The following is a 12941-nucleotide window of genomic DNA, read 5'->3' as shown; positions in this document are numbered from 1 at the left end:
CTCTAGGCCCCGGACGCGGGCCCCGGCTCCCCGAGTGGATCTTCGGTGCCGGGCGGCGCCGCCGGTTCCCGCAGGCGGAAGCGTTGCAGCTTGCCCGTCGCCGTCCTCGGCAGGGCGTCGAGGAACTCCACATCGCGCGGGCACTTGTAGGGCACCAGCTCCGCCTTGACGAACTCCCGCAGGCGCTCGGCGTCCCGGACCGCGCCCTCGCGCAGCACCACGTACGCCACGGCGATCTGCCCGCGCCGCTCGTCCGGGCGGCCCACGACGGCGGTCTCCACCACGTCCGGGTGGCGCAGGAGGGCCTCCTCGACCTCGGGGCCCGCGATGTTGTACCCGGCCGAGATGATCATGTCGTCGGCGCGTGCCACATAGTGGAAGTAGCCGTCGGCGTCGCGTATGTACGTGTCTCCCGTGACGTTCCAGCCGTGCCGGACGTAGTCGCGCTGCCGGGGGTCGGCCAGGTACCGGCAGCCGACCGGGCCGCGCACCGCGAGCAGGCCCGGCTCGCCGTCGGGCACGGGCGCCCCGGAGTCGTCGACCACGCGCGCGTGCCACCCCGGCACGGGAAGGCCCGTGGTGCCGGGGCGGATCGCCTCGTCGGCGGCGGAGATGAAGATGTGGAGCAGCTCCGTCGCGCCGATGCCGTTGATGACGCGCAGGCCGGTGCGTGCGTGCCAGGCCCGCCAGGTCGCGGCGGGCAGGTTCTCGCCCGCCGAGACGCAGCGGCGCAGCGACGACACGTCGGGGGCGGCGCCCCCCGCGGGCGCGTCGAGCGCGTCAAGCAGCGCGCGGTACGCCGTCGGCGCGGTGAACAGCACGCTCACCCGGTGCGCGGCGATCGCCGGCAACAGCTGCTTCGGGCCCGCCTGTTCGAGCAGCAGGGAGGACGCGCCGACGCGCAGCGGGAAGATGACAAGACCGCCCAGGCCGAAGGTGAAGCCGAGCGGCGGGCTGCCCGCGAACACGTCGTCGGAGCGGGCCTTCAGGACGTGCCGCGCGAAGGTGTCGGCTATCGCGAGCACGTCCCGGTGGAAGTGCATGCAGCCCTTGGGCCGCCCCGTCGTGCCGGAGGTGAAGGCGATCAGGGCCACGTCGTCGGCCGCCGTGTCCACCGCCGCGTACGGCTCCGGCGGGCGGGCCGCCGCGCGGGCCAGGAGGTCGTCGGGGCCCTCGCCGCCGTACGTCGTCACGCGCAGGCCCGGCACCCCGGCCTTGATCAGGTCGTCGACCGCGCGGGCGTCGCACAGCGCGTGCGAGACCTGCGCGATCTCGCACATCGTGGCCAGCTCCTGCGCGCGCTGCTGGGCGAGGACGGTCACCGCGACCGCGCCGGCCTTCATCACGGCGAGCCAGCAGGCGGCGAGCCAGGGCGAGGTGGCGCCGCGCAGCAGCACGCGGTTGCCGGGCACCACGCCCAGCTCGGCGGTCAGGACGTGCGCGAGGCGGTCCACGTGGTCCCGCAGTTCGCCGTACGTCCACACGGTGCCGTCGGCGGCGACGAAGGCGGGCCGGTCGGCGCCGTGCCGCAGGGCCGACACGTCGAGCAGCTCGGCGCCGCAGTTGAGCCGGTCGGGGTAGTGCAGCTCGGGCCGGTCGCGCACCAGGGCGGGCCACTGGTCGCGCGGCGGGAGGTGGTCGCGCGCGAAGGTGTCGACGTGTCCGGTGGGCGCGGCGCCGCTGTCGCCGTAGGTTGCTGCCCCTGTGGTCTCCATGGCGCCTCGCCACCTTTGCCGTCGGGCGTAGTGATGGGCTCGCCCAACGAGCGTATCGTGTTGGTGACGGCAGTCAACACTGCGCGATAACACTCCGGGGCGCGGCACCGCGCCCCGGGCCAGGGGAGGCCCGGGATGACCGACTCGTCGAACGCGTCGACGCCCTCGACGTTCACGCAGTTCACGCAGTCCCCGCACTTTTCGGGGGCCTTGCAATTCTCCCTCCAGCCGGACCAGGCCGCTCGGCGTGACCGGCTCCTGGAGCTGGCGGAGACCCGTCTGCGCCCCCTCGCCGAGAAGGGCGAGCCGGGGCGCGTGAACCGCCCGCTCCTGGCGGCCATCGGCGAACACCGCCTGTACGAAGGCCTGTTCACCCTCGGCGCCCTCGACCTGTGCCTGACCCGGGAGTCGCTCGCCCGCGGCTGCACGGAGGCCGAGACCGCCTACGCCCTCCAGGGCCTGGGCGCCCACCCCGTGCACGCCCACGGCTCGGCGGCCCAGCGGGAGCGCTGGCTCCCGGCCGTGCGCGAGGGCCGCGCCGTCGCGGCCTTCGCCCTGTCCGAGCCGGGCGCCGGCTCCGACGCCGCGGCCCTCGCGCTGCGCGCGGAGCCCGAGCCGGGCGCGGGGCCCGAGCCGGGCGCGGCCCGCGCCTGGCGCCTGACCGGCGAGAAGTCCTGGATCTCGAACGCGCCCGACGCCGACTTCTACACCGTCTTCGCCCGTACGACCCCGGGCGCGGGCGCCCGCGGCGTGACCGCCTTCCTGGTGCCCGCCGACCGCCCGGGCCTGAGCGGCAGCCCGCTCGCGATGCTCTCCCCGCACCCCATCGGCACCCTCACCTTCGACGGCGTCCGCGTGACCAGGGACGACCTGCTCGGCGAGGTCGACCGCGGCTTCGGCGTCGCCATGACGACCCTCAACCGCTTCCGCCCGAGCGTCGGCGCCTTCGCGGTCGGCATGGCCCAGGCCGCGCTCGACGCGACGCTCGCGCACACCGCGGAGCGGGACGCCTTCGGCGGCAAGCTGAAGGACCTCCAGGCGGTCTCCCACCAGGTCGCGGAGATGGCCACGCGCACGGAGGCCGCCCGCCTCCTGGTGTACGCGACCGCCGCGGCGTACGACCGCGAGGAGCCGGGCATCGCGGGCCGCGCGGCCATGGCGAAGCTCTTCGCCACGGAGACGGCGCAGTATGTCGTCGACGCGGCCGTCCAGCTGCACGGCGCCCGCGCCCTCCAACACGGCCACCTGCTCGAACACCTCTACCGCGAGGTGCGGGCCCCACGCATCTACGAAGGCGCGAGCGAGGTCCAACGGTCCGTCATCGCCAAGCAGTTGTACGCCGCCGCCCCCTCCCCGAAGGAGACCGCGTGAGCCTCGACCGCCTCAACCCCGCGGGCCTCTCCCCGGCCACCGGCTTCAGCCACGCCGTCGTGGCGAGCGGCGGCCGCGTCGTCTTCCTCGCCGGGCAGACGGCCCTGGACACCGAAGGCAAGGTCACCGGGACCACCCTGCCCGAGCAGTTCGAGAAGGCCCTGGGCAACCTGCTCACCGCCCTGCACGCCGCGGGCGGCACCCCGGCGGACCTCGCCCGCGTCACCGTCTACGCCACCGACGTCGCCGACTACCGCGCGCACGCCCGGGAACTCGGCGCGATCTGGAAGCGGTTGGCGGGCCGCGACTACCCCGCCATGGCGGTGATCGGCGCGGTGCGGCTCTGGGACGAGGAGTGCCTGGTGGAACTGGACGGCTTCGCGGTGCTGCCCTGAGCCCCCCGGCGGGGCGGCCCTAGCGCGCGGGGGCGAACTTGCGGGAGGAGAAGGCCACCGCGTCCTTCGGGCCCACGCCGCGCGTGATCCACCAGTGGGTCGGCACCTCGCCGTACACGGCGGACAGCTTCGGCGACTGCCAGGACAGGACCACCTCGTCCCCGCCGCCCCCGTCGAAGTCCGCGGCGAAGTGCACCCGCCACTGCCCGCTCCCCGCGCGGATCCGTTGGCCGTCCACCCGCGCGGGCGGCCTCCGGACCAGGCGTGCGACCCGGCGGTCACCCTCGTAGAGGACGGGATCGTCGAGGCCGTCGAGCAGCAGCGCGTCCCGGCCGTCGCCGTCGGGGTCGACGGCCGTGTACGAGCCGCCGGTGCCGGTGCGGTACGTGCGGGCGGGGCCGCCGCCGCCCGGGTAGACGGCGTAGCTCCCGGCGACGTCGTCGTCCTCAACCCCGGCGTCGGGCTCGTCGTTGCGGCCCCCGTCGTCGCCGACGGCGAGGTCACGGGTGCCGTCCCCGTCGAAGTCGCCGAAGGCGTAGCCGTTCCCCTTGCGCACCGGGCGGCCGGTGGCGGCGAGGCCGCCGCCGGGGCGGGCCGCGTAGTACTGGCCCGCCGACTGCTCGCCGTCGTTGCCGTAGTGCACGAACAGGCCGGTGGCGCGGCCCTTGCCCGCGGGGGCGATGTCGTCGGCCCGGATGCCGCCGTACGACGTGAACTCCGGCCGCGGCAGCGTCCGCCGCTCGGTGCGCGCGGGCACGCCCGCGCGGCTGAACGGGCCGAACAGGAGCACCACGGCCGCCCCGTCGGAGCGCAGGCCCGCCAGGTCGTGGCGGCCGTCGCCGTCGAAGTCGCCCCGGACCGTCTCGCCGAAGCCGGCCGCCGCGTCCGGCGCGGGAAGCCGCAGGCGGGTCGGCGCCGCGCCGCGCCGGGGCCCTTGGGGTCCGCCCCAGTTGACGTACTCGACCACGCGGTTCCCTCCGGGAGCCTCCTCGCCGGTACGGGTGACGAAGTCCGCGAAGCCGTCGTCGTCCAGGTCGGCGGTCGTCCCCGGGTACGGCGGGGTGTTCCCGACCGGGCTGGGGTCGGGCACACCAAGGTCCTCGGTGGTGTACAGGGTCCGCGTCGTCGGGTCGAGCCCGCGCGGGGAGCCGAAGACCACGGCGATCTGCGGCACCCCGCCGTGGCTCGCGGGCCAGGCCACCGGCACCGTCATCAGCAGGTCGGGGTGGCCGTCGCCGTTGATGTCGTCCGGGTCGCCGGAGCCCTTGCCGGGCGCGGGCGCGCGGCTCTCGGCCGGGACGACGTCCGGGGCCCGGGATGCCCCGGCCCGCGCGCCGCCGCCGTCGCGGGAGCCGTCAGGCCCGGAGCCGCCGGATCCCGAGCCGTCGGACCCGCCGCCGCACCCCGCGACCAGGGCGAGGGCGGCGAGTACGGAGACGGCGCGGGCCGCGGTGCGAGGAGTCATGGGGGACACCCTCACACCGCGGCCCGCGCCGGTTCCACACAGATGTGCGAGCGGCAGGACAGGACGTCCTTAGATGTCCCGGAACGTCTCGATCTGCGCCCCGACGGAGTTCAGGCGCTCCGCCAGGTCCTCGTAGCCGCGGTTGATCACGTACACGTTGCGCAGGACCGACGTGCCCTCGGCCGCCATCATCGCGAGCAGGACGACCACGGCGGGGCGCAGCGCGGGCGGGCACATCATCTCGGCGGCGCGCCAGCGGGTGGGGCCCTCGACGAGGACCCGGTGCGGGTCGAGCAGCTGGAGACGGCCGCCGAGGCGGTTCAGGTCGGTGAGGTAGATCGCGCGGTTGTCGTAGACCCAGTCGTGGATGAGGGTCTTGCCCTGCGCCGCGGCCGCGATGACCGCGAAGAACGGGACGTTGTCGATGTTCAGGCCGGGGAACGGCATGGGGTGGATCTTGTCGATGGGCGCCTCCAGCTTGGAGGGGCGCACTGTCACGTCCACCAGGCGGGTGCGGCCGTTGTCCGCCGCGTACTCCGCCGAGCGGTCGTGGTCGAGGCCCATCTCCTCCAGGACGGCCAGCTCGATCTCCATGAACTCGATCGGCACCCGGCGGATGGTCAGCTGCGACTCGGTGACCACGGCGGCGGCCAGCAGGCTCATCGCCTCGACCGGGTCCTCGGAGGGGGAGTAGTCGACGTCCACGTCGATGTCCGGCACGCCGTGCACGGTCAGGGTCGTGGTGCCGATGCCCTCGACCTTGACGCCGAGCGCCTCCAGGAAGAAGCACAGGTCCTGGACCATGTAGTTGGAGGAGGCGTTGCGGATCACGGTGGTCCCGGCGGAGCGGGCGGCGGCCAGCAGCGCGTTCTCCGTCACCGTGTCGCCGCGCTCGGTCAGGACGATCGGGCGGTCCGGCGTGACGTCGCGGGCGACGTCGGCGTGGTAGAGCCCCTCGGTCGCCGCGATGTCCAGGCCGAAGCGCCGCAGCGCGATCATGTGTGGCTCGATCGTGCGGGTGCCGAGGTCGCAACCGCCCGCGTACGGAAGCCGGAAGCGGTCCAGGCGGTGCAGCAGCGGGCCGAGGAACATGATGATCGAGCGGGTGCGGCGCGCGGCCTCCGCGTCGATGGCGTCCATGTCGAGCTTGGCGGGCGGCACGATCTCCAGGTCGACGCCGTCGTTGATCCAGCGGGTGCGTACGCCGATGGAGTTGAGGACCTCCAGGAGGCGGTAGACCTCCTCGATGCGGGCGACGCGGCGCAGGACCGTGCGGCCCTTGTTGAGCAGGGAGCCGCACAGCAGGGCCACGCACGCGTTCTTGCTGGTCTTGACGTCGATGGAGCCGGAGAGACGACGGCCGCCGACGACTCGCAGGTGCATCGGACCCGAGTACCCCAGCGAGACGATTTCACTGTCCAGCGCCTCGCCGATGCGGGCGATCATCTCAAGGCTGATGTTCTGGTTGCCGCGCTCGATGCGGTTCACGGCGCTCTGGCTCGTGTTGAGCGCCTCGGCGAGCTGCGACTGTGTCCAGCCACGGTGCTGCCGGGCGTCACGGATGAGCTTGCCGATGCGTACGAGGTAGTCGTCTGCCATGCGCCAGAGGCTATCTCAGATATGAGATGAGGTACGCGCTGGGGTAGGCCATTGGGGGAGTGACCGGTTCCGGCCCGTCAGACGCGAACCGCCGTACGGCCGTTGAGCAGCAGGCAGGTGCCGTGCATCACTGTGCCCGCCCGGCGGGCGTGTTGCACGTCGACGAGGGGGAACTCGGCCACTTGGCGCAGCATCGACGTGGGGCGAGCCCGGGGGCGCGTACGCCCGGGCGCGCGCGAGTCGCCGGGCGGAAGCGAATCAAGCCCGTCCGGCGTTCGAGGACGAGCGCGCAGCGCGAAGCCCGCCCAAGGCCCCGGGGCCAGCGTTTGCGCGGCTGATGTATTAGAGTTATCTCGACATCGAGATATCTGCCGAGGCGCACCGCAGCCGTACGCATCGCCGGTCCGGTGGTAAGGGTTACCTAACTTAGCCTTACCTTAGCGGATCGGCCAGGAAGCGTGACGGCAGGATGCGGTGGAACGCGCACATATATGAAGGAGACTGTCGTGTCGGCGAACAGCTTCGACGCCCGCAGCACGCTGCAGGTGGGCGACGAGTCGTACGAGATCTTCCGGCTGGACAAGGTGGAGGGCTCGGCCCGCCTGCCGTACAGCCTCAAGGTCCTGCTGGAGAACCTGCTCCGCACGGAGGACGGCGCCAACATCACCGCCGACCACATCCGTGCCCTCGGCGGCTGGGACTCGCAGGCCCAGCCCAGCCAGGAGATCCAGTTCACGCCGGCCCGCGTGATCATGCAGGACTTCACCGGCGTTCCCTGCGTCGTGGACCTCGCCACGATGCGTGAGGCCGTGAAGGCCCTCGGCGGCGACCCGGCGAAGGTCAACCCGCTCTCCCCGGCCGAGCTGGTCATCGACCACTCCGTCATCGCCGACAAGTTCGGCACCCACGACGCGTTCTCGCAGAACGTGGAGCTGGAGTACGGCCGCAACAAGGAGCGCTACCAGTTCCTGCGCTGGGGCCAGACCGCGTTCGACGACTTCAAGGTCGTCCCGCCGGGCACCGGCATCGTCCACCAGGTGAACATCGAGCACCTGGCGCGCACGGTCATGGTCCGCAACGGCCAGGCCTACCCCGACACCCTCGTCGGCACCGACTCGCACACCACGATGGTCAACGGCCTGGGCGTCCTCGGCTGGGGCGTCGGCGGCATCGAGGCCGAGGCCGCGATGCTCGGCCAGCCGGTCTCCATGCTGATCCCGCGCGTCGTCGGCTTCAAGCTGACCGGCGAGCTGAAGCCGGGCACGACCGCCACCGACCTGGTGCTCACGATCACCGAGATGCTGCGCAAGCACGGTGTCGTCGGCAAGTTCGTCGAGTTCTACGGCGAGGGCGTCGCCGCCACCTCGCTCGCCAACCGCGCCACCATCGGCAACATGTCGCCGGAGTTCGGCTCCACCGCCGCGATCTTCCCGATCGACGGCGAGACCCTGAACTACCTCAAGCTCACCGGCCGCTCCGAGCAGCAGGTCGCGCTCGTCGAGGCGTATGCCAAGGAGCAGGGTCTGTGGCTGGACCCGGCCGCCGAGCCGGACTTCTCCGAGAAGCTGGAGCTGGACCTCTCCACGGTCGTCCCCTCCATCGCCGGCCCGAAGCGCCCGCAGGACCGCATCGTCCTCGCGAACGCCGCCGAGCAGTTCAAGCAGGACGTCCGCAACTACGTGGACATGGTCGACGAGGCGGGTCAGGAGTCCTTCCCGGCCTCCGACGCCCCGGCGGTCACCAACGGCGTGCCGTCCAACCCGGTCCAGGTCACGGCCCCCGACGGCTCGACCTACGAGCTGGACCACGGCGCCGTCACCGTCGCCGCGATCACCTCCTGCACCAACACGTCGAACCCGTACGTGATGGTCGCCGCCGCGCTCGTCGCGAAGAAGGCCGTGGAGAAGGGCCTGACCCGCAAGCCGTGGGTCAAGACCACCCTCGCCCCGGGCTCGAAGGTCGTCACCGACTACTTCGACAAGGCGGGCCTCACCCCGTACCTGGACAAGGTCGGCTTCAACCTCGTCGGCTACGGCTGCACCACCTGCATCGGCAACTCGGGCCCGCTGCCCGAGGAGGTCTCCAAGGCCGTCAACGACCACGACCTCGCGGTCACGTCGGTCCTCTCCGGCAACCGGAACTTCGAGGGCCGCATCAACCCCGACGTCAAGATGAACTACCTGGCGTCCCCGCCGCTGGTCGTCGCGTACGCCCTCGCGGGTTCGATGAAGATCGACATCACCACTGAGGCCCTGGGTGCCGACCAGGACGGCAACCCGGTCTTCCTCAAGGACATCTGGCCGACCGAGGCCGAGGTCAACGACGTCGTGGCGAACGCCATCGGCGAGGACATGTTCAACAAGTCCTACCAGGACGTCTTCGCGGGCGACGCCCAGTGGCAGGCCCTGCCGATCCCCACCGGCAACACCTTCGAGTGGGACACCGAGTCCACCTACGTCCGCAAGCCCCCGTACTTCGAGGGCATGACGATGGAGACCACCCCGGTCTCCGACATCGAGGGCGCCCGCGTCCTGGCGAAGCTGGGCGACTCGGTCACCACCGACCACATCTCCCCGGCCGGTGCCATCAAGGCCGACACCCCGGCCGGCCAGTACCTCACGGAGCACGGCGTCGCCCGCCGCGACTTCAACAGCTACGGCTCGCGCCGCGGCAACCACGAGGTCATGATCCGCGGCACGTTCGCCAACATCCGCCTGCGCAACCAGATCGCGCCGGGCACCGAGGGCGGCTACACCCGCGACTTCACGAAGGACGGCGCCCCCGTCTCCTTCATCTACGACGCCTCGCAGAACTACCAGGCCGCCGGCACCCCGCTGGTCATCCTGGGCGGCAAGGAGTACGGCTCCGGCTCGTCCCGCGACTGGGCGGCCAAGGGCACCGCGCTCCTCGGCGTCAAGGCCGTCATCACCGAGTCGTACGAGCGCATCCACCGCTCGAACCTCATCGGCATGGGCGTGCTTCCGCTCCAGTTCCCGGCGGGCCAGTCCGCCGACTCGCTCGGCCTGACCGGTGAGGAGACCTTCTCCATCACGGGCGTCACGGAGCTGAACGAGGGCACGACCCCGAGCACGGTGAAGGTCACCACCGACACCGGTGTCGAGTTCGACGCGGTCGTCCGCATCGACACCCCCGGCGAGGCGGACTACTACCGCAACGGCGGCATCATGCAGTACGTGCTGCGCAGCCTGATCCGCAAGTAAGCGGCGACGGCACGCGGCCGAGGGCCGCACCCCCGGAGGCTTCCGGGGGTGCGGCCCTCGCGCGTGCTCACACGGCGATGAGCGACGCCGGCGCTCCGCGGCGCAGCAGGTTCCCGTCCGGGAGCCCGGCGTAGTACAGGCCGGGGAGCGCCCCGAGGAGGCCCTTCTCCTGGACCGGCGCGCCGTGTTCGTCGAAGCCGGTCACGTGCTCCAGGGGGACCTCGGGCGCGGGCCGCTCCTGGGGTACCGCGAAGGGCGCGGGCCACGCCTGCTTCGGGCGACAACGGACACGGGATTCAACCCGCAAGCCGGGGGCACCCAGAACTCCATGGCAACCCGGGCCCCAGTCCTACCGATTGGCGGGCGGCCACCAGGACACGAACAGGGTGATCAACGATGCATGAGATCTCTGAGCGTCCAGGTATGCGTCAGGCGATGCTCCGCCTGCTCGTCGTCCTGCTGGTCCTCTACCTCGTGTGGTTCGCCGTCTCGTACTTCACAGGGGGGCCGCTCGGAGCATCCCTGACCGCGCCACTCCTGCTCCTGGCGCCCGGAGCCGGGATGGCGGCAGTCCGCTACAAGCAGTTCAAGCACCGCTAGTGACGGAGGGTTTCGCCGATGAGCACACATGTGGCCGCAGCGGTTGCCAAGGGCGGAGGAGGCTCGCTGCCGACCTGGCTGTTGGTCGTCCTTCTCGTGATCATGACCGTGCTCGGGCTCTACACGTACGGGATATCGCGCAGGCGCAAGGGGAGGTAGCGCGGAGGTGTGAGCGGGCCGCGCAGGAGTGATGATGTTCGCGAAGCCGCAGCGCGAGCTGACGCTGTTCCTGGCCGTGACCACTGCCTTCGGGGTCCTTGGTGTCATTCTCGGTGTGCGCGGCGGCAACTTCGTTCTGCTCGCGGCTGGAATTCTCGCGCTGGGTGGAAGTGTGACTCTCACCGTAGCGATGGTGTCCCGCCGTACGAGATGAAGTGACGCCCGGCCGGTGCCGTACTGCTGCGCCACCGGGGGCCGGAACACCCGGACAAGACCGCCAGAAGAAGAGAGGGGCGCCGCCGATGAGCACGCATGCAAGGGGAGGTAGGGCGAAGGAGGCGCGCGGTGGGCGTGCCCCCTTCGCCTGCGCTAGCGCTGCGGCCGGCCGCCGTACGGGACCGTGATCAGTTCCAGCGCGTGGCCCGACGGGTCCAGGAAGTAGACGCCCTTGCCGCCGTCGTTGCGGTTGATCTCGCCGGGGTGCTTCTGGTGGGGGTCGGCCCAGTGGGCGAGGCCGCGGGTCGTGATCTTCTCGTAGGCCGCGTCGAATTCGGGTTCCGAGACCAGGAACGCGTAGTGCTGCGGCGTGATGTGTTCCGCGGGGATCGTGGCGAAGTCGAGGGTGACGTCGTTCGCGAGGGTCACCGCGATGAACGGGCCCCACTCGCTGGTGATGTCGAGCCCCAGCAGGTCCGCGAAGAAGGTGGCGGACTCCCGGTTGTCCCGGGCGTGGACGATCGTGTGGTTGAGCTGAACTGACAAGGAATGCCTCCGAGGGCATGTCCCGCACCTCCATGCCTCACCCGGACGGTGACCGGCACGCGATGCTGGCGGGATCTTAGGCAGGCCCTCGGCACCCTGTCGAGCGTCAGTTCGCCGCGTCGAGCCAGGGGCGGCGGCCCTGGCCCGTCGGGTGCGTGCCGGTGACGCCCATGACCACCGAGTACAGGCTGGTCTGCGCGGTGATGAAGAGGCGGTTGCGCTTGGCGCCGCCCCAGGCGATGTTGGAGACGGTCTCGGGCACCTTGAGGCGGCCGATCAGCGTGCCGTCGGGGTCGTAGCAGTGCACCCCGTCGTCCATGGCCGCGGCCCACAGCCGGCCGTCTTCGTCGAAGCGCAGGTTGTCGAAGCGGGCGCCCGCCCGCGCGCCCGCCTCGGCGAAGACCTCGCCGTCCGAGAGCGTGCCGTCGTCGCGTACGTCGAAGACGCGGATGCGGCCGCCCCGGGTGTCGGAGACGAAGAGGCGCCGCTCGTCGGCGGAGAAGACGAGGCCGTTCGGCGCCTCCAAGGAGTCGGCGACCAGGCGCACTTCGCCCGTCCCCGGGTCGATCCGGTACACGTGGTTGCCGCCGATCTCGCTGTCCGCGCGGAAGCCCTCGTAGTCACTGGTGATGCCGAAGTCCGGGTCGGAGAACCAGATCGAGCCGTCCGACTTCACCGCCGCGTCGTTCGGGCTGTTGAGGCGCTTGCCCTGCCAGCGGTCGGCGAGGACGGTGACCGTGCCGTCGTGCTCGGTCCGCGTCACCCGGCGGTTGCCCTGCTCGCAGCTGATGAGGCGGCCCTCGCGGTCCAGGGTGTGGCCGTTGGGGTACCCGGCGGCCCGCCGGAAGACGCCCACGGCACCGGTCTCCTCGTCCCAGCGCAGCATCCGGTCGTTGGGGATGTCGCTCCAGACCACCTGCCGCCAAGCGGGTACGTACAGCGGCCCCTCGGCCCAGCGGCAGCCGGTGAACAGGACCTCCAAGCCGTCGTCGCCGTTCATGCACCGCCCGGTACGGAACCGTTCGTCGAGCATCTCGTACAGCGCGGGCCGTTCCTTCGTCGTGCCTGCCATGGGCCCATCCCTCCGAATGTCATCTGGCTCAGTGCGAAGATTGCAGTACGAGATATGGTGAGGACAAGAACCTGCCGAATGGAGAGTCGTGGATCACATAGACCGGGCCCTGCTGGCGCAGCTCCAGGAGGACGCCACCCGCCCGTACGCCGCCCTGGGCGAGGCCGTGGGGCTCTCCGCGGGCGCCGCGCACGAGCGCGTGCGGAAGCTGCGGGAGCGCGGCGTCATCCGCCGCACCGCGGTGGAGGTCGACCCGGCGGCGGTGGGCAGCGGCGTCCTCGCGTACGTGATGGTCGAATCGACGTCGTGGATGGGCGAGTCGGCGGACGCCTTCGCCGCGCTCCCCGAGGTCCTGGAGGCCCACGTCATCGCGGGCAGCGCCTCGGTCCTGGTGAAGGTCAGGACGGCGACGACGGAGCAGTTGCAGGACGTGCTGCGCCGGATCTACGCGATCGACGGCGTCAGCGGGACGCAGGCCACGGTGGTCCTGGAGACCTTCTTCGAGCGGCCGGTGTCGCCGCACGCGGGCCCCGGCGGGCTCTGCTCGTAGAGCATGGCTGTGGACGGATAGAGGTGGTACCA

General features: G+C 71.7%; 13 protein-coding genes. 7 read left to right on the top strand and 6 right to left on the bottom strand.

From position 1 onward, the window contains the following. Positions 1 to 2: 2 nt before the first annotated feature. A complete protein-coding gene (locus AC07GB_RS35875) occupies positions 3 to 1715 on the bottom strand; it encodes an AMP-binding protein (protein WP_478853031.1) in 1713 nt (570 codons plus the stop codon). 135 nt (positions 1716 to 1850) lie between these two features. Between AC07GB_RS35875 and AC07GB_RS35870 the strand changes: the two genes are divergently transcribed. Beyond that, positions 1851 to 3086 carry an acyl-CoA dehydrogenase family protein gene (locus AC07GB_RS35870; RefSeq protein WP_478853029.1) on the top strand — a complete coding sequence of 412 codons (1236 nt, stop codon included), beginning with the start codon at positions 1851 to 1853 and terminating at the stop codon, positions 3084 to 3086. Then, on the top strand, positions 3083 to 3481 hold the full coding sequence (locus AC07GB_RS35865; RefSeq protein ID WP_478853027.1) for a RidA family protein: 399 nt from the start codon (positions 3083 to 3085) through the stop codon (positions 3479 to 3481). The genes AC07GB_RS35870 and AC07GB_RS35865 overlap by 4 nt, the downstream gene beginning before the upstream one ends. Positions 3482 to 3500: 19 nt before the next feature. On the opposite strand, the gene AC07GB_RS35860 is transcribed toward AC07GB_RS35865, so the two are convergent. Both AC07GB_RS35860 and AC07GB_RS35855 read right to left on the bottom strand, forming a co-directional pair. After that, on the bottom strand, positions 3501 to 4946 hold the full coding sequence (locus tag AC07GB_RS35860) for a hypothetical protein (RefSeq protein WP_478853025.1): 1446 nt from the start codon (positions 4944 to 4946) through the stop codon (positions 3501 to 3503). Positions 4947 to 5015: 69 nt separating this feature from the next. Beyond that, positions 5016 to 6545: a helix-turn-helix domain-containing protein gene (locus tag AC07GB_RS35855; RefSeq protein WP_478853023.1), complete on the bottom strand. Its 1530-nt coding sequence runs from the start codon at positions 6543 to 6545 to the stop codon at positions 5016 to 5018. 506 nt (positions 6546 to 7051) lie between these two features. On the opposite strand from AC07GB_RS35855, the gene acnA reads away from it, so the two are divergent. Further along, a complete protein-coding gene (acnA, locus tag AC07GB_RS35850) occupies positions 7052 to 9766 on the top strand; it encodes an aconitate hydratase AcnA (RefSeq protein WP_478853021.1) in 2715 nt (904 codons plus the stop codon). A gap of 67 nt (positions 9767 to 9833) precedes the next feature. Here acnA and AC07GB_RS35845 read toward each other — a convergent pair whose 3' ends face one another. Then, positions 9834 to 10073, bottom strand: coding sequence for a hypothetical protein (locus AC07GB_RS35845; RefSeq protein WP_478853019.1), 240 nt, complete (start codon positions 10071 to 10073; stop codon positions 9834 to 9836). 116 nt (positions 10074 to 10189) lie between these two features. Between AC07GB_RS35845 and AC07GB_RS35840 the strand changes: the two genes are divergently transcribed. The 3 genes from AC07GB_RS35840 to AC07GB_RS35830 are packed head-to-tail and all read left to right on the top strand — an operon-like array spanning position 10190 to position 10739. Further along, on the top strand, positions 10190 to 10366 hold the full coding sequence (locus AC07GB_RS35840; RefSeq protein ID WP_478853017.1) for a hypothetical protein: 177 nt from the start codon (positions 10190 to 10192) through the stop codon (positions 10364 to 10366). 18 nt (positions 10367 to 10384) lie between these two features. Beyond that, positions 10385 to 10525: a hypothetical protein gene (locus tag AC07GB_RS35835; RefSeq protein WP_478853015.1), complete on the top strand. Its 141-nt coding sequence runs from the start codon at positions 10385 to 10387 to the stop codon at positions 10523 to 10525. Positions 10526 to 10556: 31 nt separating this feature from the next. Next, positions 10557 to 10739 (top strand): hypothetical protein, encoded by a 183-nt coding sequence (locus tag AC07GB_RS35830; RefSeq protein ID WP_478853013.1) that lies wholly within the window; start codon positions 10557 to 10559, stop codon positions 10737 to 10739. A gap of 155 nt (positions 10740 to 10894) precedes the next feature. Here AC07GB_RS35830 and AC07GB_RS35825 read toward each other — a convergent pair whose 3' ends face one another. Both AC07GB_RS35825 and AC07GB_RS35820 read right to left on the bottom strand, forming a co-directional pair. Further along, the gene (locus AC07GB_RS35825) at positions 10895 to 11287 is read right to left on the bottom strand and encodes a VOC family protein (RefSeq protein WP_478853011.1); all 393 of its coding nucleotides are present in this window, start codon (positions 11285 to 11287) and stop codon (positions 10895 to 10897) included. A 106-nt stretch (positions 11288 to 11393) separates the two neighbouring features. Next, positions 11394 to 12359 carry an SMP-30/gluconolactonase/LRE family protein gene (locus AC07GB_RS35820; protein ID WP_478853009.1) on the bottom strand — a complete coding sequence of 322 codons (966 nt, stop codon included), beginning with the start codon at positions 12357 to 12359 and terminating at the stop codon, positions 11394 to 11396. A gap of 88 nt (positions 12360 to 12447) precedes the next feature. Between AC07GB_RS35820 and AC07GB_RS35815 the strand changes: the two genes are divergently transcribed. Further along, entirely contained in the window at positions 12448 to 12909 is a 462-nt protein-coding gene (locus AC07GB_RS35815) for an Lrp/AsnC family transcriptional regulator (RefSeq protein WP_478853007.1), read from the top strand. The last annotated feature ends 32 nt before the right edge of the window (positions 12910 to 12941 follow it).

This window comes from Streptomyces sp. NPDC045778 (genome assembly GCF_056431945.1).
The sequence above is the reverse complement of the archived record's forward strand: the minus strand, read 5'-3'. Positions and strand labels throughout refer to the sequence as shown.

What these genes read in the sequence shown, in the direction of transcription:
- AC07GB_RS35830 (WP_478853013.1), top strand. Translation starts at nt 10,557, where the DNA reads ATGATGTTCGCGAAGCCGCAGCGCGAGCTGACGCTGTTCCTGGCCGTG.
- AC07GB_RS35855 (WP_478853023.1), bottom strand. Translation starts at nt 6,545, where the DNA reads ATGGCAGACGACTACCTCGTACGCATCGGCAAGCTCATCCGTGACGCC.
- AC07GB_RS35840 (WP_478853017.1), top strand. Translation starts at nt 10,190, where the DNA reads ATGCGTCAGGCGATGCTCCGCCTGCTCGTCGTCCTGCTGGTCCTCTAC.
- AC07GB_RS35835 (WP_478853015.1), top strand. Translation starts at nt 10,385, where the DNA reads ATGAGCACACATGTGGCCGCAGCGGTTGCCAAGGGCGGAGGAGGCTCG.
- AC07GB_RS35860 (WP_478853025.1), bottom strand. Translation starts at nt 4,946, where the DNA reads ATGACTCCTCGCACCGCGGCCCGCGCCGTCTCCGTACTCGCCGCCCTC.
- AC07GB_RS35870 (WP_478853029.1), top strand. Translation starts at nt 1,851, where the DNA reads ATGACCGACTCGTCGAACGCGTCGACGCCCTCGACGTTCACGCAGTTC.
- AC07GB_RS35820 (WP_478853009.1), bottom strand. Translation starts at nt 12,359, where the DNA reads ATGGCAGGCACGACGAAGGAACGGCCCGCGCTGTACGAGATGCTCGAC.
- AC07GB_RS35875 (WP_478853031.1), bottom strand. Translation starts at nt 1,715, where the DNA reads ATGGAGACCACAGGGGCAGCAACCTACGGCGACAGCGGCGCCGCGCCC.